This is a genomic window from Flavobacterium proteolyticum (assembly GCF_015223105.1).
Lineage (GTDB): Bacteria > Bacteroidota > Bacteroidia > Flavobacteriales > Flavobacteriaceae > Flavobacterium > Flavobacterium proteolyticum.
Window position 1 is genome coordinate 1,163,924 of sequence record NZ_JADFTZ010000001.1, and the last position, 20,886, is coordinate 1,184,809.

Annotated in this window: 19 protein-coding genes; 5 read left to right on the forward strand and 14 right to left on the reverse strand. The window is 31.9% G+C overall.

Annotation, left to right across the window (positions count from 1 at the left end):
* Positions 1-15: 15 nt before the first annotated feature.
* Positions 16-513: a hypothetical protein gene (locus tag IM755_RS05045; protein ID WP_194094232.1), complete on the reverse strand. Its 498-nt coding sequence runs from the start codon at positions 511-513 to the stop codon at positions 16-18.
* Between the two features lie 53 nt (positions 514-566).
* On the opposite strand from IM755_RS05045, the gene IM755_RS05050 reads away from it, so the two are divergent.
* Positions 567-1,358 (forward strand): DNA/RNA non-specific endonuclease, encoded by a 792-nt coding sequence (locus tag IM755_RS05050; protein ID WP_194094234.1) that lies wholly within the window; start codon positions 567-569, stop codon positions 1,356-1,358.
* Here the strand turns inward: IM755_RS05050 and rodA are convergent, their stop codons facing one another.
* From rodA to IM755_RS05090, 8 genes are all read right to left on the reverse strand, one after another.
* Positions 1,359-2,615, reverse strand: a complete 1,257-nt coding sequence (rodA, locus tag IM755_RS05055; RefSeq protein WP_194094236.1) for a rod shape-determining protein RodA — start codon at positions 2,613-2,615, stop codon at positions 1,359-1,361. It lies immediately after the preceding gene.
* Positions 2,616-4,544 (reverse strand): peptidoglycan D,D-transpeptidase FtsI family protein, encoded by a 1,929-nt coding sequence (locus IM755_RS05060; RefSeq protein WP_194094239.1) that lies wholly within the window; start codon positions 4,542-4,544, stop codon positions 2,616-2,618. It abuts the gene before it with no gap.
* Positions 4,541-5,044 (reverse strand): rod shape-determining protein MreD, encoded by a 504-nt coding sequence (locus IM755_RS05065; protein WP_194094241.1) that lies wholly within the window; start codon positions 5,042-5,044, stop codon positions 4,541-4,543. Before IM755_RS05065 ends, IM755_RS05060 begins: the two co-directional genes overlap by 4 nt.
* Complete coding sequence (gene mreC / locus IM755_RS05070; protein ID WP_194094243.1) at positions 5,045-5,875, reverse strand: rod shape-determining protein MreC; 831 nt, start codon at positions 5,873-5,875, stop codon at positions 5,045-5,047.
* A 10-nt stretch (positions 5,876-5,885) separates the two neighbouring features.
* A complete protein-coding gene (locus IM755_RS05075) occupies positions 5,886-6,914 on the reverse strand; it encodes a rod shape-determining protein (RefSeq protein WP_026725280.1) in 1,029 nt (342 codons plus the stop codon).
* 143 nt (positions 6,915-7,057) lie between these two features.
* Positions 7,058-8,590 (reverse strand): bifunctional phosphoribosylaminoimidazolecarboxamide formyltransferase/IMP cyclohydrolase, encoded by a 1,533-nt coding sequence (gene purH / locus IM755_RS05080; RefSeq protein ID WP_194094245.1) that lies wholly within the window; start codon positions 8,588-8,590, stop codon positions 7,058-7,060.
* A 123-nt stretch (positions 8,591-8,713) separates the two neighbouring features.
* Positions 8,714-9,088 carry a hypothetical protein gene (locus IM755_RS05085; protein WP_194094247.1) on the reverse strand — a complete coding sequence of 125 codons (375 nt, stop codon included), beginning with the start codon at positions 9,086-9,088 and terminating at the stop codon, positions 8,714-8,716.
* Positions 9,089-9,124: 36 nt separating this feature from the next.
* The gene (locus tag IM755_RS05090; RefSeq protein ID WP_194094249.1) at positions 9,125-9,805 is read right to left on the reverse strand and encodes a hypothetical protein; all 681 of its coding nucleotides are present in this window, start codon (positions 9,803-9,805) and stop codon (positions 9,125-9,127) included.
* 91 nt (positions 9,806-9,896) lie between these two features.
* Here IM755_RS05090 and IM755_RS05095 point away from each other — a divergent pair, with 91 nt between their 5' ends.
* The 3 genes from IM755_RS05095 (at position 9,897) to IM755_RS05105 (ending at position 14,008) form a co-directional block, all read left to right on the forward strand.
* Complete coding sequence (locus IM755_RS05095) at positions 9,897-11,147, forward strand: ABC transporter permease (protein WP_194094251.1); 1,251 nt, start codon at positions 9,897-9,899, stop codon at positions 11,145-11,147.
* A gap of 32 nt (positions 11,148-11,179) precedes the next feature.
* Complete coding sequence (locus IM755_RS05100; RefSeq protein WP_194094254.1) at positions 11,180-11,716, forward strand: hypothetical protein; 537 nt, start codon at positions 11,180-11,182, stop codon at positions 11,714-11,716.
* An 81-nt stretch (positions 11,717-11,797) separates the two neighbouring features.
* Positions 11,798-14,008 carry a TonB-dependent receptor plug domain-containing protein gene (locus IM755_RS05105; protein WP_194094256.1) on the forward strand — a complete coding sequence of 737 codons (2,211 nt, stop codon included), beginning with the start codon at positions 11,798-11,800 and terminating at the stop codon, positions 14,006-14,008.
* A 52-nt stretch (positions 14,009-14,060) separates the two neighbouring features.
* On the opposite strand, the gene accD is transcribed toward IM755_RS05105, so the two are convergent.
* From accD to tamL, 3 genes are all read right to left on the reverse strand, one after another.
* Complete coding sequence (accD, locus tag IM755_RS05110) at positions 14,061-14,915, reverse strand: acetyl-CoA carboxylase, carboxyltransferase subunit beta (RefSeq protein WP_194094258.1); 855 nt, start codon at positions 14,913-14,915, stop codon at positions 14,061-14,063.
* Between the two features lie 81 nt (positions 14,916-14,996).
* Positions 14,997-16,064 carry a class II fructose-bisphosphate aldolase gene (gene fbaA / locus IM755_RS05115; RefSeq protein WP_194094261.1) on the reverse strand — a complete coding sequence of 356 codons (1,068 nt, stop codon included), beginning with the start codon at positions 16,062-16,064 and terminating at the stop codon, positions 14,997-14,999.
* Positions 16,065-16,110: 46 nt separating this feature from the next.
* Positions 16,111-18,660 (reverse strand): translocation and assembly module lipoprotein TamL, encoded by a 2,550-nt coding sequence (gene tamL, locus IM755_RS05120; RefSeq protein ID WP_194094263.1) that lies wholly within the window; start codon positions 18,658-18,660, stop codon positions 16,111-16,113.
* 36 nt (positions 18,661-18,696) lie between these two features.
* Between tamL and IM755_RS05125 the strand changes: the two genes are divergently transcribed.
* Positions 18,697-19,422 (forward strand): TrmH family RNA methyltransferase, encoded by a 726-nt coding sequence (locus IM755_RS05125; protein WP_194094266.1) that lies wholly within the window; start codon positions 18,697-18,699, stop codon positions 19,420-19,422.
* Positions 19,423-19,426: 4 nt separating this feature from the next.
* On the opposite strand, the gene porT is transcribed toward IM755_RS05125, so the two are convergent.
* Positions 19,427-20,119 (reverse strand): type IX secretion/gliding motility protein PorT/SprT, encoded by a 693-nt coding sequence (gene porT / locus IM755_RS05130; RefSeq protein ID WP_194094268.1) that lies wholly within the window; start codon positions 20,117-20,119, stop codon positions 19,427-19,429.
* Position 20,120: 1 nt separating this feature from the next.
* Positions 20,121-20,852: a bifunctional demethylmenaquinone methyltransferase/2-methoxy-6-polyprenyl-1,4-benzoquinol methylase UbiE gene (gene ubiE, locus IM755_RS05135; protein WP_194094271.1), complete on the reverse strand. Its 732-nt coding sequence runs from the start codon at positions 20,850-20,852 to the stop codon at positions 20,121-20,123.
* Between the last annotated feature and the right edge of the window lie 34 nt (positions 20,853-20,886).

Below are 20,886 nucleotides of genomic sequence, written 5' to 3' on the forward strand. Positions count from 1 at the left end.
TCGGGATTTTTTTTATTAATCTAGTTTATCAAGTTTGTTTTGTGCTTTTTCTAAGTCTAATTGAAGTTCTAAAGCTTTGTTTTCTTTTTTAAGAATTTTCTCTCTCCATTTTAACTCTTCTTCAGTGTTTAATTTTCCTTTTCTTCTAAGCTTTTCAAATTTCTCTTTATCTTTTTCTAAATCTTTTTTGTTGTCTTCCATTTTAGATTTAGCTTTTTCTATGTTCTTTTTGGCTTTTTCTCTTTGAGCAATCGCTTTTTGAGCTTGCTTTAATTCTTTTTCTGCCTTTTTCTGAGCTTTTTCTGCTTCTTTCAAAGCTTTTTGACGTTCTTTTTCTGTCTTTTGTTGTTCTTTAATTATTTTTTCTTCTGCTTTTATTCTTTCTTTTTCCGCTTTTTGTTGTTCAAGTAGTAGCTTTTCTTGTTTTACTTTTACACTATCTATTACAGTTTCTTGAGCTAATGTGGCTTGTAAACTAAATAAACCCACTAAAATTAAAAATTTTATTTTCATGATCTTCGATTTTAAAATTATCTTTACAAAGGTAACAAAAACTAAGCCAAATCATGATAAGAACCCTTTATATCCTATTAGTTATCTCACTATTCTCTTGTAAAGAATTTGATGTAAATAATGAGAATTCACTTGAAAACAAGGAAGTTTTAGTAAGTAAAAATGTGATTTCTAGTGATTTTGATTTTCTGCCAACATCAACCACAAGCGATGTTTACAAACGTAATACTTATGCTTTTTCATATTCAGAAGCTCATGAACAAAGCGAATGGGTGGCATATTGTTTAGATAGTGATGATGTAAAAACTACTAATTATGATCGGCCTTTTTTCGAACAAGATCCATTAGTAAAAACAGAATCAGCAGATTGGAGAAATTATAAAAAATCGGGTTACGATAAGGGTCACTTGTGTCCAGCTGGAGATAGAAAAGAAACATTAGATGAATATAATGAGACTTTCTTTACTTCTAATATTAGTCCACAAGAGCATGAATTCAATTCGGGTGTTTGGAATCGTTTAGAAGAAAAAGTGAGATATTGGGCTACAAAAAACGATGGATTATATATTGTTACAGGTGGTGTTTTAATTGATAATTTGAAAACAATAGGAAAAGAAAAGGTTTCAGTTCCTAATTATTTTTATAAAGTACTTTTATCTAAAGATGGAACCAAAATGATTGGTTTTTTAGTACCTCATAAAAATTCTAACAATCCTTTGTATGAATTTGTTGTTTCTGTTGATGAAATTGAAAAGATGACTGGAATTGATTTTTATCCAAATTTGCCAGACGAAATTGAAAATAAAATGGAGTCGAAATCTGATTATAAAGATTGGAGTTTCTAATTACCATTCATTTACTTTATTAGCGTCAAGCTTAATAAAGATAAATAGTAAAATGGTAAATGCCCATAAACTCGAACCACCGTATGAGAAAAAGGGAAGTGGTACTCCAATTGTTGGGAATAATTTAATCAACATGGCAATATTTACAAAGAAATGCGTAAATAAATAAGTTGCCACGCAATAGCCATAAACCCTACTAAATTTTGTTTTCTGATTTTCGGCTAAGTAAATTATTCTTAAAAATAAGGCAACAAATAAAAGAATTACCGTGATACTTCCTACAAATCCCCATTCTTCGCCTACAGTAGTAAAGATGTAATCGGTGTGTTGTTCAGGTACGAATCCTCCTTTTGTTTGTGTTCCTTCTAAATAGCCTTTTCCAAGTAAGCCTCCAGAACCAATAGCAATCATCGACTGATTAAGATTGTAACCTTCTCGTTTCATATCAACATCATCACCAATTAAAACATTAATACGGTCTTTTTGATGTGGTTCTAAAACACTGTCATAAACATAACTTACCGAGAAAGCAAATCCTGCCATTACTAAGTAAAGTAGTCCATAAACAATTGGGTTCCTAGAAATTTTTCTATTGAATATATAATGGATTACCATTATAATGAAAATAATACCAATCAAGTATGCGGGTTCAATTACTAACGATAAAAAGAATAATGCAATAGCTATAATACCTGAAAAAAAGTACCAACTAGGCAATCCTTCACGATTTAAAACAAAGATTAGTGAAATAAAAATCATAGCACTACCAGCATCGGGTTGCATTAATATTAGTAATACGGGGATGCCCACGATTGCTAAACCTATAATTTGATGTTTGGTATATTTTAAATTTATTTGCGAATAACTTAAGTATTTTGCCAACAACAAAGCGGTTGCAGTTTTCACGAATTCTGATGGTTGAAAACCAAATCCGCCAAATTGATACCAGTTGGTTTGTCCTTTTTTAGTAACACCAAAAACAAAAAGTCCAAGTAAAAGAAGAATTCCCACACCATAAAAAACAAAAGATAGGCGTTCAAATATCTTGGCATCACTGAATAAAATTACTAGTATCAAAGGAATCGTTAATCCTATAAAAAGCATTTGACGACCGTAGATTTGTGAAATATCAAAAATAGAAGTTTCTTCTAATGGTAAAGAGGCAGAATAAATAGTCATCCAGCCCATAATTACTAAAACTATGTAAAGTAATATGCTGATATAATCAATTCTATTTCCTACGCTTTGATTTTTCATTTAGTTTTCTTCCTCTTCTTTTTTGGCGTCGCTTATTTCTACTTTTATTTTATTTAAAGAATCTTGAACTTTTGTAGGGTCAACTTTTCTTTGAAAGATGATGTTTTCAATTCTTTTATATTCTTCTAATAAACTTCCATTAAGCATGGTGGTTTCTAAATCTTTTCTGGTGATTTTTCCAGTTACATATTTTTCGGCCATTAAGGTTGCAATAGGCCCTGCCCATCGGTTACCCCAATATCCATTTTCAACAACTACAGCAATAGCAATTGTTGGATTTTCTTTTGGCGCAAATGCAACAAATATAGAGTGGTCTTTTAATTGATAGGTTTTTCCAGCAACTCTAATTTTATTTTCAGCTGTTCCTGTTTTTCCACAAAGCTCTAAACCTTGCACTTTTAAATTTGAAGCAGTACCTACATTGTAAACATCCGCCAAGCCTTGAATCATGGGTGTAAAATATTGTTTGTCGATTGTAGAATAATGTTTTGTGGTAAACTTTTTATCTAAAACTTCTCCTTTAATCTTTTTTACAATGTGAGGGGTGTAGTAATATCCTTTATTTGCTACTACTGCCATCATATTAGCCAATTGTAAGGTTGAAGTAGAAACTTCTCCCTGACCAATAGAATTTGAAATAATATACGAACTTCTAATTTTGGCGCCATTGTACATTCTTTTGTACATTTTAGAATCTGGAACTAATCCTTTTGATCCAATTGGCATATCGGTTCCTAAAAATTGACCTAATCCAAAACTTTTTACGTGGTTAGCCCAATTGTCTACACTGTAATATGAATCTTTATATTTTTCAATGGTTCTTTTGTATGTGTTTCCAAAATAACTGTTACATGATTTATAAGTACCGTTGTTCAATTGTAAGGTATGTAAACCACAATGGCATTTCATAAATCGTCCGAAATTTGCTCCATGATTACAATAAAAAGTGGATTGTTCATCAATTACTTCTTCTTGTAATCCAATTAAACCGGTTATAATTTTAAATGGAGAACCTGGTGGATATGTAGCTTGAAGTCCTCTGTCATATAAAGGCTTAGCAATGGAATCATGATAAAGAGCTGTGTAGTTTTTAGAACGTTGTCTTCCTACTAACAATGCAGGGTCATAAGTAGGAGCTGTAACCAAAGCTAAAATCTCACCTGTTTTTGGTTCAAGCGCCACAATTCCTCCTCTTTTGTTAACCATTAATTCGGTTCCGTATTTCTGAAGCTCGTAATCGATAGTTAAAGTTAAGTCTTTTCCTTGTTGCGCAATGGTGTCAAATTGCCCATTTTTATAAGGACCAATAATTTTATTATGCTTGTCGCGAAGTAAATATTTTACTCCTTTAATTCCTCTTAATGTTTCTTCATATTGTTGCTCAACGCCTTGTTTTCCTATTAAATCACCACTATTGTAGTACTTGTTCTTTTTTAGGATGGCTTCATTAACTTGTGTTATAAAACCAAAAACGTTTGCCCCAACATTTACTTGATAATCACGAAGTGAACGCTTTTGTGTATAAAATCCTTCGAATTTTCTTTCTTTTTCTTGAAAAGCTGCATATTCTGCCTTGTTTAATTGTGACAAGAATACGGAAGGAAGTCTAGGACTATATACGTTTGCTTTTTCAATTTTTTTGATAAAATACTCTTTGGTAATGTGAAGTAAATTACAAAATTCAGTCGTGTCAATATTTTTTATTTCTCTCGGAACTACCATGATGTCATATGATGGCTGATTGGCAACCAAAAGCTTACCATTACGATCATAGATATAACCTCTCTCCGGGAAATCAAATACTTTTTTAATAGCATTATTCTCCGATTGTAATTTTAAATTTTCATCAATTACTTGAAGATAGAAAATTCGAACAATCAGAAGAAGGGAAGTAATAATGATTACGGCAGGTAAAACAGCTTTTCTCATCGTCTACTCGGCTTAATTATAAAAAGTGTTAGCAAACAAATAATAAACGTAAAAAGCGTACTGAATAGTGTACGAGTAAGTATCGTTAAAATCAAATCAAATCGGTAATATTCAAAAAAGAACATAACAAAATGATGAATAAATATAGCTAGTAGTAATAAAGTAATTCGTTCAGGTGAAATTTTATCCGCAATTTTTACAGTTTGATATTCGTAACTTAATCCAAATGCAAATTTAAAAAGCGATGGTCTTATGTAAGCCAAAACTAAAGATGCCATCGTGTGAATTCCGCCCGAATTACAAAACATATCTAAAAGAATTCCCATAGCAAAACTTCCAAGTAGCAAAACACTTTTATTACTGTTTACAGGATATAGTAGAATAAATAAAACATATGGATACGGGTTTAAGTAACCAAACAAGTTAATATTGTTAAATATTAAAACCTGAAGGGCTAAGAAAACGACAAATCGGATGCTATTTAAAATACTATTGTTCACTTATTGTTTTGGTGCTGTGGTTGCTACTTCTAATTGTTGTTTCTCTTTTTTTCTTTTATTTTCAATAACGTAAACATAGCCTAACGATGTCATGTCATTGAATAAACGAATATTGATGGTGTAATAATTTGTTTTCTTGTCGATGAAAATTTTGTCAATTTTTCCAATCGGGATATTTTCAGGGAAAATCTCAGAATTTGAACCAGTTACAATTGAATCTCCATGTTTTAATGAAGCTAATCTTGGAACATCGATTAGTTGTGCAAATCCAACATTTCTTCCATCCCAAATTAAAGTTCCAAAATGTTCTGAGTTTTTAATCTTAGCATGAATTTTTGATTTTGTATTTAAGACACTTAAAATAGTTGAATAATTTGCAGAAGTCTTTTCTATAATACCAACAATCCCTTTGTCATTTACCACTCCCATATCAATCTCAATTTTTGAATTCTTTCCTGAGTTAATGGTAATGTAGTTTTCTCTTGTATTGAAGCTGTTTTTTACCACTTTAGCTACCACGACATTGTAATTGTTGAGGTCGTTTCTAAATAACGTTTTAGAAGTTAAAATGGTGTCTTTTTTGTTGAAAAGCAATTCTTTCAATAAAGCATTTTCTGAAGCTAAATCTTTGTTTTTTTGCTTTAAACTGAAATATTCATTTACCTCATTCACTTTTTCATAGTATGCTCCAGTAACAGCGTTGGCTGAATTTACATACTCACTACGATGATAGGAATGCGATTTTACAACCAAAGAAAATGAGATGCCCAAAAGCAGCAAAAACAGCAATCGATGGCTGTTTTTTATGATAAAATTAATTATTTGCTGCATGGACTATTTTTTATTTAATCAGGATTCCTTTGTATTTGTTGATGTTCTTTAAGGTCATTCCCGTTCCTCTTACAACGGCTCTTAAAGGATCTTCTGCGATGTAAACAGGTAAATCTGTTTTCATTGAAATTCGTTTGTCTAAACCTCTTAACATCGAACCTCCACCTGCTAAGTAAATACCTGTGTTGTAAATATCGGCAGATAATTCAGGTGGCGTTTGTGATAAGGTTTCCATAACCGCATCTTCAATACGTTGAATCGATTTGTCTAATGCTTTTGCAATTTCTCGGTACGATACATCAACACGTTTTGGTTTTCCGGTTAATAAGTCTCTTCCGTCAACTGCCATATCTTCTGGTGGGCTGTCTAAATCTTCAGTAGCTGCACCAATTTGGATTTTTACTTTTTCAGCGGTAGTTTCTCCAACAAATAAATTGTGTTGCGTTCTCATGTAATAGATGATATCATTTGTGAAAACGTCTCCGGCAATTTTAACCGATTTATCACAAACAATTCCACCAAGAGCGATAACTGCAATTTCTGTAGTACCACCTCCGATATCTACAATCATGTTTCCTTTTGGTTGCATAATATCTAAACCGATACCAATTGCTGCCGCCATAGGTTCATGAATCAAATATACTTCTTTACCATTAACACGCTCAGCAGATTCTTTTACTGCACGCATTTCCACTTCGGTAATTCCCGAAGGAATACAAATTACCATACGAAGCGCTGGTGTAAACAATTTCTTTTTTAACGCAGGAATACTTTTGATAAACATTTTTATCATTTGTTCCGACGCATCAAAATCAGCAATAACCCCATCTTTCAGCGGACGAATGGTTTTGATGTTTTCATGTGTTTTACCTTGCATCATGTTAGCCTCTTTACCTACAGCAATAATTTTGCCAGTAATTCGGTCTCTTGCAACGATAGATGGACTGTCAATCACGACTTTATCGTTGTGAATGATTAGAGTATTTGCGGTACCAAGGTCGATTGCGATATCCTCGGTCATGAAATCAAAAAATCCCATAAGTTTGATAAGGGTTTAGCGTTTTTTGTATAATTGTATTCAACTCGCAAAATTATAAAAATAATCTGGAATAAATACAAATAAAAAGCGCATTAAACAAAATATTTTAATGCGCTTCCAAAATATATTTTGTAAGTGAAATTTTAATGTTTAAAATGACGAATTCCAGTGAATACCATTGCCATATTATTATCATTACAATAATTGATGCTCAATTCATCTTTAATTGAACCTCCTGGCTGAATTACCGCAGTAATTCCAGCTTTGTTTGCAATTTCTACACAGTCTGGGAAGGGGAAGAAGGCATCACTTGCCATAACCGCTCCAGTTAAATCAAATTCAAATGAAGTCGCTTTTTCAATCGCTTGTCTTAACGCATCAACTCTTGAAGTTTGTCCAGTTCCAGAAGCACACAATTGTTTGTTTTTTGCAAATACAATGGTGTTTGATTTGGTGTGTTTGCAAATTTTTGAAGCAAACAATAAATCTTCGATTTCTTCTGCTGTTGGAACTGCTGTTGTAACCGTTTTTAAATGGTCTTTTGAATCGGTAACGTTGTCTTTATCTTGAACTAAAACTCCGTTTAAACAAGTTCTTACGGTTGTTTGAGGTAATTCAACGTCGTTCAAAATTAAGATAATTCTGTTTTTCTTTTCTTCTAAAATATCAATCGCTTCTTGGTCATACGCTGGAGCAATTACTACTTCACAGAATAATTGGTTGATTTCGTTTGCTGTAGCTACATCAATTTTACCATTTGCAATTAAAACGCCTCCGAAAGCTGAAGTTGGATCACCTGCTAAAGCATCTAAATATGCTTCTTTCATCGTATTTCTTGTAGCTAAACCACAAGCATTATTGTGTTTTAAAATCGCAAAAGTTGGATTGTCGTTTTTGAATTCGTTCATTAAATTCACAGCCGCATCAACGTCTAGTAAATTGTTGTACGACAATTCTTTTCCGTGAACTTTGGTGAACATTTTATCAAAATCACCATAGAAAAATCCTTTTTGATGTGGATTTTCACCATAACGCAATACATTTCCGTTTTGCTTGCTGATTTTTAAAACCGGTTCTTCAAAAACTTGATTGAAGTAGTTGAAAATAGCCGAATCATAATGTGAAGAAACATTAAAAGCTCTTGAAGCTAATAATTTTCTGTTTTCTAAAGTGGTAGCGCCGTTGTTTTCAGTATAGAAATTCAAAAATGGTGCGTATTGTTCAACTGAAGGAACAATTACAGTGTCTTTGAAATTTTTTGCTGCCGCTCTAATTAACGAAATACCACCGATATCGATTTTTTCGATAATATCTTGTTCGCTCGCACCAGAAGCAACGGTTTTTTCAAACGGATACAAATCCACAATCACTAAATCGATTTGCGGAATGTTGAATTCTTTCATTTGTTCCACATCACCCGCATGATCTTGACGGTTTAAAATACCACCGAAGATTTTTGGATGCAAGGTTTTTACTCTTCCTCCTAAAATTTCAGGAAAAGCCGTAATATCTTCTACAGCAACTACTGGAATACCTAAATCTTTAATAAAAGTTTCAGTTCCGCCGGTAGAATAAATGGTTACATTGTTTTGGTGAAGGGCTTTAACAATAGGTTCTAAACCGTTTTTGTCAAATACAGAAATCAATGCCGAAGCAATTTTTTTTGTTGTGTTCATGGTGTTGTGTTGTTGAATCTGAATAGTCTCAGATAAATGTTGTTGTTTTCGTGGTGCAAAAGTAGTTATACTTCTTAAAAAAGTCAAACTTTATTGGAAGGGATTTTTAATATTTCAAATAAATCATTTCAAATAACATTCTTTTGAAATTCCGTTTTTCGTAATTAAAAATAACTTTTTTCTTTTTAATAAATATTTTTCTTGCTTATCGAATTCTGTAGATTTTGTGTTTTTTACTATTGAGTCTTTTTTTGTATCAAATGAAGTTGTTTCTATGAAATATTCCGAGTCAAGTATTAAGGTGTCTTTTGATAAAGTCCAGTTTCCGTTGATTGTATCACCCAAGTGCGATTTAAATTGAAATTTACCATTATCATTAATTTTTAAAACATACTCCGCTTCACCTAGAATAAAACATTTGGATTGATAAGTTGGTTTTAACGTTGGTTTACAACTTAATAGTGTTAATGAGATAATTAAGAATAATGTTTTTTTCATAGTTAATGTTTTTAAGCTTATATCTAGTCTCGGTCGCTAGCGCGAGCGTGGGTTTTCATAAATATTTTCAGGATTAGTTATTTTCATTTCTTCAAATTCCTTTTCATTTTCCAGTTCTCTATTCATTTTATCCCAAAAATAATCATTATCCCAAAATCTTTTGTCGTCAACATTATACTCATAACCTTTTTCATTAACTGCGGAAAACTCTTTGAAAAAAATATTTCTTTGTCTTTGTCTTACAGATTCAATGTTTTCGTATTCAGATGTGGTGATGCCATAAAATTGTGTCCTGAGAATTGTATCATTTTTTTTGTATGCCACATAAGCTTTACCTTGAAAATGAGATCCATCTAAAGCAAGGTTAGAATATTTACTGGCTTCACTCATTTCTTGTTCACTCATTTCTTTAGGATATAGTTTTTTATTTTGACTCTTTGTAATTACAAAAAAGAAGATTCGTTCATTATTTGGACTATACATAATAGTGTCTATAATAATTAAAGTTTCAGCATCAAAAGTTTTTGAATGATAACCTCCTTTGTGTTCAGAAATATCTTTTTGAATAGAACTAACAAGTGTTAAACTGTCTTTAGAGTATATTTGCTTTTCAATATTTATTTTTGAAATATATTTTACAGGAGTTAGTTTCTCAGTTTTTTTCTGGCAATAAATTAAAAAATAGCTAACAAATAATAGTAAAATTATTTTTTTCATCTGTTTTATTTTTATTCCCAAATATAAATAAATTCCTTCCAACTGTAACATTTTCCCTCGTTGCTCTACTTATTAGTAATAGCTCATTATTATGCTTTTATATTTACGATTACTTTCAGAAAGTTTCAGTTTTGCCATCAATGCGTTGCGCAACAATAAATTACGTACGCTTTTGTCGTTGTTAGGTGTTACTATTGGTATTTTTTCCATTATTGCGGTGTTGGCTGCGGTAGATTCTATGGATAAAAAAATCAAGGAAGACTTGAGTGATATGGATATGAACACCGTATATCTAATTCGTTTTTCATTTGGGCCTTCTGAAGTACCTCGTTGGAAACGTGAGCAATTTCCAGATGTAACATATGAAGAATATGAACATTTGAGAAGAAATGTAAACGGAATTGATAAGATGTCGTTCAATTTATTTACAAGAAATGAAAGCATAAAGTACGATTCAAAAACGGTGAATTCAATTCGTGTAAAACCGTCAACTTCTGAGTTTTTTGATATCGAACCAGTTAAAATCGACAAAGGACGTTTGTTCAACGAATCGGAATCCAATTCAGGAAGTCCAGTTATCGTAATAGGAAGCGAAGTAGCTACTGGGTTGTTTGAAAATAGCGATCCTATCGGAAAAAAAGTGCGTCTTTACGGTCAAAAGTTTACTGTTATTGGCGTATTGAAAAAACAAGGTCAAGGAATGTTTGGTGATAGTAGTGATATTGCGGTGTTTTTTCCGGTGAATTTCTTAAGAAAAATGTATGGTGATAATAGCGATATGTTAACACCAGCTATTTTGATAAAACCTGAAAAAGGAATTGATATTGAGGAATTTAAAGCCGAGTTGTCTCAAAAATTAAGATCTTTTAGAGGTTTAAAAACAGGTGAAATTGATAATTTCTTCCTAAATGTACTTTCTGGATTTACTGATTTTATTGATAATATCGTAGGACAAATGAATATGATTGGTTGGATTATCAGTGCCTTTTCACTTTTAGTAGGAGGTTTTGGTATAGCCAATATTATGTTCGTATCTGTAAAAGAACGTACCAACTTAATCGGAATTCAAAAAGCATTAGGTGCTAAAAATAAATTCATTTTGTTTCAATTCTTGTTTGAAGCTATTATTTTATCATTAATTGGAGGAATTGTGGGCATGTTTTTAGTTTGGATTATTGCTATAGGACTTTCAGCTGCTCTTGATTTTGAATTTGTATTAAGTGCATCTAATATGTTAATAGGTTCTGGTTTAGCAGCGTTAATTGGTTTAATTTCGGGAATTATTCCTGCGATTTCGGCCTCTAAATTAGATCCTGTAGAAGCTATTAGAAGTGGAATGTAATTTTTATTATATTTGGCGATTAATATCCCAAATTGAAAAAACAAATCATTAGTATTTTTTTGCTATTTATGTTGATAGCGCCTGCTGTTGTAACCTATTCGTGGCTACAGCAAAGAAAGCGTGCTGTTAAAAAAGAAGTGAAATGGAAAATGATTGCGGGTATTGATAAAAGTGAATTGGTTCTTTTAAAATTTGCCAAAGCTGAAACGACTACAAAGTTACAATGGAAACATTCAAAAGAGTTTGAATTCAACAATCAAATGTATGATATTGTAGATAAAGTAGTTTCAAAAGATTCTATCAAGTATTGGTGCTGGTGGGATTTTAAAGAAACGAAATTAAACAAACAATTAGACGAACTTTTGGTTGGAGTGTATCAACATGATTCGAAATCTAAAGAAAAACAAAATTTACTTTATAAGTTTTATAAATCGGTTTATTTTCAACCTGTTTTTTCATGGTTCCCTTTTATAGATAAAAACCGCCCAACTAAGGTTAATGTGTATGCAGGTTTTTATCAATCAAAATCTTTAATTGTAGATTCGCCTCCTCCAAATATTTATTCTTAATTTTTTAATTAATTTGGAATACTATTACAAAGTAATTCCTCATTAAACACATAGTTAAGTAAGAATAAATAATCCATAAAAATGAAAAAAATTATTTTTTATGCTGTTGTGTTGTTACCTTTTTTAGGGTTTTCGCAAACAGCAAAAGATACCGCTACAACCGAATTGAGCGAAGTGGTAATTTCAAATAAAGTTCCAAAAAAATATACACAATTACCTAATCAAGTTGAGGTAATCACAGCAAAACAAATCGATTTTCAAAACTTTCAAAGTACGGCTGAGATGCTTTCTAATTCAGGAGCCTTATTTGTGCAAAAATCACAACAAGGCGGTGGAAGTCCTGTGATTAGAGGATTTGAAGCAAGTAGAGTTTTAATCACTGTTGATGGTGTAAGAATGAATAACTTAATATTCAGAGCAGGTCACTTGCAAAATGTAATTACAGTTGACGAAAATATGTTAGAGAATGTAGGTGTTTTTTATGGTCCGTCTTCTACGTTATTTGGTAGTGATGCACTTGGTGGAGCAGTAGCAATGACAACTAAGAATGCTAAGTTTTTAGATCAAGCTCACAACAAATTCACGGGTGGAGTTAATACGCGTTATAGTAGTGTAAATGAGGAAAAATCTGTCGCTCTGAATTTAAATTATGCTACTTCAAAGTTTGCTTCCTTGACTTTCTTTTCATTTAATGATTTTGGGGATTTAAAAATGGGTAAAGAAAGAAATCATAATGGGGATTACTTTGGAGAAAGACCTAATTATGTTTCAACAGTTGGTGGCGTTGACCAATTAAATGTAAATGATGATAAGTACACACAAGTGGGGTCGGCTTACAAACAGTATAATTTCATGCAGAAATTTGCTTACAAAACAAATTCAGGATATGTACACGGTTTAAATTTACAGTATTCAACGACATCTAATATTAATCGTTATGATAGATTAACTGAAACTACTAGTTCTGGATTAAAATTTGCACAATGGTATTACGGTCCACAAGATAGATTGTTGGCGGTTTATTCATTACAAAAAGGAAAAGCGTTTTTAAATAGCGATTTAAAAGTTAATGTAGCGTATCAAAATGTAAAAGAAAGTCGTCATAACAGAAGATTTGGGAACTACAATTTACAACACAACGAAGAAAATGTAGACATGTTTTCGGTTTCGTTAGATTTAAATAAAAAATTTACTAAAGGAGAATTGTTTTATGGTTTTGAATCGTACTATGAAACTTTAAAATCAACGGCTTATGCTAATAATATCAATACGGGAGTTGTAACTGATATCAACACGCGTTATCCAAACGGAGATAACAATATGATGCGTAATGATTTGTATGTTTCTTACAACGAAAAAATTTCTGATAAAACATTCTGGAACGTAGGAGCTAGAGCGGGATATACAAGTTTAAAAAGTACAATTGCTGATAATTCTGTATTTTCCTTACCTTTTAACTCAATTTCTCAAGGAAACTTTACTTATAGTGGAACTTTAGGGATTACGCATAATACATCAAAAAACTTTGCTTTAAAAGGAAATATTGCTACTGGATTTAGAGCGCCAAATATTGATGACTTAGCAAAAGTATTTGAATCAAAAGCGGGTTCTTCTTCTTCATTAGGTATTTTAATTGTGCCAAACGAAGATTTAAAACCAGAAAAAACAATTACCGGAGATTTAGGTATCGTAATTCAATCTGATTCTAAAAGGATAAAATTAGAAAGTACGTATTTCTATACCAGAATGTATGATGCCATTGTAACAGATGATTTTACATACAACGGACAAAGCATCGTTAACTACAACGGATTTGATGCTCAAGTAAAAGCGAATCAAAATAAAGGAAAAGCTTTTGTAACTGGATTTTCAACTAACGTAAGTGCTTACATCATTTCTGATTTATTATTTAGTGCTAATTTCAATTATACGCTTGGTAGAGTAGTAGAGGATGGTTCTCAACGTCCATTAGATCATATTGCGCCTTATTTTGGTAAAGTTGGGTTAGCTTATACCTACAACAAACTTAATTTAGAAGGTTATATGTTATACAATGGTAAAAAGGATAGTAAAGATTATTCAACAAGTGGTGAAGATAATGCACAATATGCACCAGCTAATGGTATGCCAGCTTGGGAAACTTATAACTTTAAAGCAGGTTTCCAAGTGTTAAAAGGAGGAACTCTTTTTGCTGGAGTAGAAAATATTTTAGATACACAATACCGAGTATTTGCTTCAGGAATTAACGCTCCTGGTAGAAATATTTATGGTGGAATTAAATACACTTTCTAAGAATAGTAAGAACAAAAAAAATCCCGATAGGAAACTATCGGGATTTTTTGTTTTATCTGATTGGTTGATTTTGAATCAAATCCAAATACAAGTTAATTTTGTTTTTCAACTCTTTTCTGTGAGCGATAAAATCTAAGAATCCATGCTCTAATAAGAATTCTGAGGTTTGGAAACCTTCTGGTAAATCTTTACCTGTAGTGTCTCTTACAATACGTGGTCCAGCGAATCCAATTAAAGCTCCTGGTTCTCCAATATTGATATCACCAAGCATAGCATAAGAAGCTGTTGTTCCACCCGTTGTTGGATCTGTACATAATGAAATGTATGGAATTCTTTCTTCTGCTAACTGTGCTAATTTTGCTGATGTTTTAGCTAACTGCATCAAAGAGAAAGCAGCTTCCATCATACGTGCTCCACCTGATTTAGAAATCAATACAAATGGTACTTTGTTTTTGATAGAATAATCGATAGCTCTTGCGATTTTTTCTCCTACTACTGCTCCCATAGAACCACCAATAAAAGCAAAATCCATACAAGAAACAACTAATTCTTTCCCTTTTGATTTTCCAACACCTGTACGAATAGCATCTTTGAGTTTGGTTTTATCCATAACCTCTTTTAAACGATCGCTATATTTTTTAGTGTCTTCAAATTTTAATGGATCTTTAGATGTTAAGTTCGCATCTAATTCTTTGAATTCGTTATTGTCGAATAAAATTTCGAAATATTCTTTACTACCAATTCTAACATGAAAATCATCTTCTGGGCTAACCCATAAGTTTCTTGCTAATTCATCAGTATCAACAATTTTTCCTGTTGGTGATTTATACCATAAGCCTTTAGGAACATCTTTTTTGTCCTCAGTAGCTGTTGTAATTCCTTTTTCTTTTCTTTTAAACCAAGCCATATTTCTTGAAATTAGAAGTCAGAAATTAGAAATTAGAAGTTAGAAGTGATTTTTCTAAATTCTAAATTCTAAATTCTAAATTTATAATGTGTTTACGTTATTTAAATCAGCAAAAGCTTGTTCTAATCTTGTATTGAACGTAACTTCTCCTTCACGAACCCATTTTCTAGGATCGTAGTGTTTTTTATTTGGACTATCGGCTCCGTCTGGGCTACCGATTTGTGTTCTTAAGTAATCAATTTTATTTACCATGTAATCACGAATTCCTTCTGTGAAAGCAAATTGTAAATCGGTGTCAATGTTCATTTTAATTACTCCGTAAGAAATAGCTTCCCTAATTTCTTCTAACGTAGAACCAGAACCGCCATGGAAAACGAAATCAACTGGGTTATTTCCTGTGTTGAATTTATTTTGAACGTATTCTTGCGAGTTTTTAAGAATTTTTGGAGTTAATTTTACATTTCCTGGTTTGTAAACACCATGCACATTTCCAAAAGAAGCTGCGATAGTAAATCTTGGACTTACTTTCATTAATTCTTCGTAAGCATAAGCTACTTCACTAGGTTGTGTATATAATTTTGAGCTATCTACATCTGAATTATCCACACCATCTTCTTCACCACCTGTTATTCCTAATTCGATTTCTAATGTCATGCCCATTTTGCTCATTCTTTCTAAATATTTTTTAGAAATTTCGATGTTCTCTTCGATTGGTTCTTCAGATAAATCAATCATATGAGAACTATATAATGGTTTTCCAGTTTCAGCAAAATGTTTTTCAGAAGCATCTAATAAACCATCAATCCATGGTAAAAGATTTTTGGCACAGTGGTCAGTATGTAAAATTACCGTAGCACCATAAGCTTCTGCTAAAGTATGAATGTGTTTCGCACCAGCAACTGCTCCTAAAATAGCTGCTTTTTGATTTTCATTTGACAATCCTTTTCCAGCATTAAATTGTGCTCCTCCATTAGAAAATTGAATGATTACAGGTGCGTTTAGTTTTGCAGCTGTTTCCAAAACTCCATTAATTGTACTAGATCCTACAACATTAACAGCAGGTAATGCAAATCCTTTTTGTTTTGCATATTTAAAGATTTCTTGAACTTGATCTCCGGTAGCAACACCAGGTTTAATATTGTGACTCATAGTTGATTGTTTTAATATAGTTGTGCAAAAATAATAATTTAAAAAATTAGAACGGATAATTAATACCAAAATTTAGCACTGTTTTGCTAAAGTTGACTCCTTTCATCCATCGGTCGCCCACTTCTCTTCCTGGGTCGTAAGCTTTGTAGCCTAAATCGAAACGGAAAACAAAGAAATCAAAATCGTATCGTAGTCCAATTCCTGAACCAAATGCTAGGTCTTCAAAAGAACTAAATCCATTGAAAGTATAGTTTTTGTCTGTAACGTTATCGAATAAATTCCAAATGTTTCCTATGTCGGCAAAGAAAGCACTGTAGAAATTTCCTCCTACTCTAAAACGATATTCCAAACTATAGGCTAATTTAAAATTGGCCTCGTTAAAGTCATTAACACCGCCACTTCTTCCAGGTCCTAAACTATAGGCTTGCCAACCTCTGTTGTCGTTGGAACCTCCCGAAAAATAACTTCGTGAAAAAGGAATCGATTGTGCATTACCATACGGTACAGCTAAACCTGCAAATGCACGCATAGCTAAAGTGTTTTTCTTACCAAAATCCCAGTGTTTAATGAAATCTATTTCTCCTTTTATGTATTGAGAATATTCAATTCCAAACATGGTTTTATTACCATTTGCACTTAAAGATTCGTTTTTTGTGTCAGCTAGCAATGAAAGTACATTTCCTGCCGATTCAATTTTTGTTCGTATGGAATAAAAGTTATTGTCTAATAAATTAGCTTTAGTATTTCTAAAAAAGGTAAGTGCTGAAGAAACAATTAAGTTATTTTCAATTAAACGTTTTCTTCTTTCTCCAATACTTCGAATAATTTTGTATTCGTTATCACCTGGAGTTAAAGAAGTTGCTCCGTCCTGAACATCTTGAATGAAATTGATAGCGCCCTGTGTTGTTAAATTTCCGTTTTCTATATTTAGAGGATCAACATTATAAGTCTGAGCCAAATTATTTAAAGTGTTGTACGAAGAAGAATAAACATTAAAATAATTTTCTGGATTTAAGTTCTTGATAAATTGTATACTCAATAAGTCAAATCGAACAGTGTGTTTTTGTTTTGGAGTCCAATTATAGCCAAATACTCCAGTTAAATTTTCTTTATCCAATCCAATGTTTCGCTGACTGGTTAAACCGATGTTAGCATTGGTAGTTGGCAACATTTCTTTTTTAATAATATTTCGAGTGTTTACTGGAAAAACAATTCTTGGAAAACTAAGCTTTCCTTCTAAACCATATTCAGAGATATTAAAAAACACATTGTTTGGATTTGCTAAATCTTTTGATGAACCAATGTTTCCTTTTGCTGATAACTCAAATATTTCGGCTCTTTTAAATAAGTTTCGCCAAGTAAAAGACATTCTTCCGCTAATTCCAAATTCTTGAACATCAGATGTGGTTACATCAAGAGATGGCTGCCAAATGTATTTTGGTTTACTCATCAAATAAATGTTAGCAATAAGTGAAGTGTTTGTGCTATCATTTGGATCCTCAATGTACTCAATATTTGGGTAGTTAAATACTTTTAAATTGCTTAATGATTTAGAAGTTAACGTTCTGTCATTATCACTAAATAATTTCCCTTTTTCAATAAAAATGGCGTTTGTGATGGCTTTTGGTTTGTATTTTAATTTTCCAGCACTGTAAATATTGAAGTTTTTGTATGTAACACTATCGTTAAATTGATTGCGTTCTTTTTTAGAAGTATTGTTGGTAAAAATATTAACCTGACTAATTTTATATACCGAAAAAGGACGTTTTGTCAAAGTATCACCATCTTTTACATAACGATCTTCAATTTTTAAATTGATGTCCATTTTTTGAACAGAATCATCAATAATAGCGTCATATTTTATATTGCTTTCTTGAAAATGATATACACCATTGTTTCTTAAATATTGGGTAATTCTTTTTCTTTCGGTGTCAAAATTATTGAAACTGTATCGCTCGCCTTTTTTTATAAAAGATTTTTTTTCTTGAAGCGAATATAAGCTATCAATAACAGGTGTTTCTATATTTTTTGAGATTGAATCAATAAAGTAAGGTTTTCCTGTGGTTACTTTATAAACTACTTTTCCTTTTTTCTTTCCTACAGAATCTACTTCCATGGTTACTTTATTTCGAATGTAACCATCGTTGTAATAATAACCACTAAGACGATCTTTTGATCTGCCTGCTTTTTTCTCGTCGATAATTACTGGAGCTTCTCCAGTTTCTTTCATGAAGTTGTGTATTCCACTAACAAAAAAAGAGTTTCCTAAACGGGCTACTTGTTTTGCTGATAAAAATCGGTTTAATCGTTTAATTCTATTTGGTTTACGGTTTAACCAAGCTTGATAAGAAGAATCTGGATTTGGTTTTGCCGCATTGTACAACAACAAACCAAAAGGGTAATTTAAAAAACGAGTATTAGGTTGTTGAAGCACTAAATTATTAACGCGATCCTCTTTTACCAATTCGTCATTTACGAATACCTCGTTTTTGGTCAATAATTTTTTACTTTCGGGAACTCGCTTAACTTGCGAACACGAATAAATTATTGTTCCGATTACAAATAATAATGTTATTTTTGATAAATTATTTCTCAAAGCACTTTTTAAAAGTTAGTCAAAAATACAATTTTTATGGTTAGTAAAAACCAAATTAAACTAATAACGAGTTTACAACAAAAAAAATATAGAAAACAAGAACAACTTTTCTTTGCCGAAGGCGTAAAGGTAGTTCAAGAATTGTTACATTCTAACTTTGAATTGCAAGATTTGTTTACTACAAAGCAAGATTTTCTTACAGTTCCAAAAAACAAAGTTCATGCCATTTCTGAAGCCGAATTAAAAAAAATCAGTGCCTTAACAACACCAAATACTTGTTTAGCTGTTTTTAAAATTCCGAAAGTAAAAGAAATGGTTGAAAAAGGGCTAATCGTTGCCTTAGACGATGTGCGCGATCCTGGAAATTTAGGTACAATTATTCGTTTATGTGATTGGTTTGGAATTGAAACGTTGTTTTGTTCTGAAGAATCGGTAGATATTTATAATCCTAAAGTAGTACAAGCTACAATGGGTTCTATCAGTAGAGTAAATGTGGTGTATGGAAATTTAGAAACGTTTTTATCACAAACTAATTTACCGGTTTTTGGTACTTTTATGGATGGAAAAAACATTTACCAAGAAGAATTACCCAAAGAAGGAATCATTATCATGGGGAATGAAGCCAACGGAATTTCAACTTCGGTTGAAAAATTAGTTTCAGAGCGCATTGCTATTCCAAGATTTGGAAATCTTCAAGTTACAGAAAGTCTTAATGTGGCTACTGCAACCGCAATAATTTTAAGCGAATTTAAACGAAAATAATTTTTTAGTGGAATGCAAAATTGATGAAAAAGCCACGTGTTTTCATTTCTTGAACATTTCCAGTCCAAGGACTTCCTGGGGTGTTGTCACGAATTAATTCATCTTTCATACTGAAAACACCTCTTATAGAAGGTGAAAACACGAAATATTCAAAATATAAATCAATTCCAAATCCTACTTCGTAGAAATTCGACCATTTTGTCATTCGGAATCTATCGTTGTAATTGTCATCTGGAGATTTGGCGTTACTGCCTAAATTTAAGGCAGTAGATAAACCACCCACAAGATACGGACGTACATTTCCAGTACGTAAGGCAGAATATTTCAACAAAAATGGAAAGAAAATATAGGTTGATTTTACTTCTCGTAATCGATCAACTGGGTCGGTAATATTAGGGTAAATTAGATTTCTTTGTGTAATGTATAAACCCGGTTCAAAACGGAAATCTAAAAATTCCGTTAATCTTAAATTGCCAATTAATCCCACGTTGAAACCCGTTGAAGATTGAACTTCAATATCTTGAGTAACCGATAAATAATCAAATTTAAAATCCAAACTATTAAACCCAAGGTAATAACCCCAGTGAACGCGCTGTTTGTTCCAATTTTCTTTATTGATTATTGGATCTTTACTAAACATGCCTTCTTGGGCAAAGAGTAGGGGTGAAAAAAGTAATAAAAACAGTAACTTCTTCATGTTATTTTTTAGATGCTTGATAAATAGTCGCTACTCCAAAGGTTTGAGGTAAATGCTTCACCTCTATAAACCCAATTTTTCTCAAAATATTGTTTAAGGCTTCTCCAAAAGGGAAATTTTGTGCTGAGGTAGACAAATATTGATACGCTTTTTTGTCTTTTGAAAATAATTTACCAATAGTTGGCATGATGAAATTGGTATAAACATAATATCCTTGTTTAAAAGGAAATTGTGTAGGAACCGAAGTTTCTAAAATAATTAATTGGCCGCCTGGTTTTAATGTTCTTAAAATATCGGTTAACCCTTTTTGTAGATTTTCAAAATTACGAACACCATACGCCACAGTAATAGCATCAAAATAATTATCAGGATATGGAATATTTTCGCCATCGCCTAACACCATTTGAATTCTCGAATCTAATTTTTGAGCTGCAATTTTTTTCTTTCCAATGTCAAGCATACCTTGCGAAATATCCAAACCAATAATTTCAGTAGCTGAAGTATTGGCAAATAAAATCGCTAAATCACCAGTTCCTGTGGCAATATCTAAAATAGATTTTGGTTGTTTTGCTGCTACCATTTTTAAGATTTTCTTTTTCCACTTGGCATCAGTACCAAAAGAGATAACTCGGTTTAAACCATCATAATTTTCAGAAATGGTATCAAACATCTGAGCAACTTGTTCTTTTTTCCCTAATTCAGAATCTTGATATGGCGTAATATTTTTTGACATTTTGCAATTTTTTGGAACACAAAAGTACTGATAA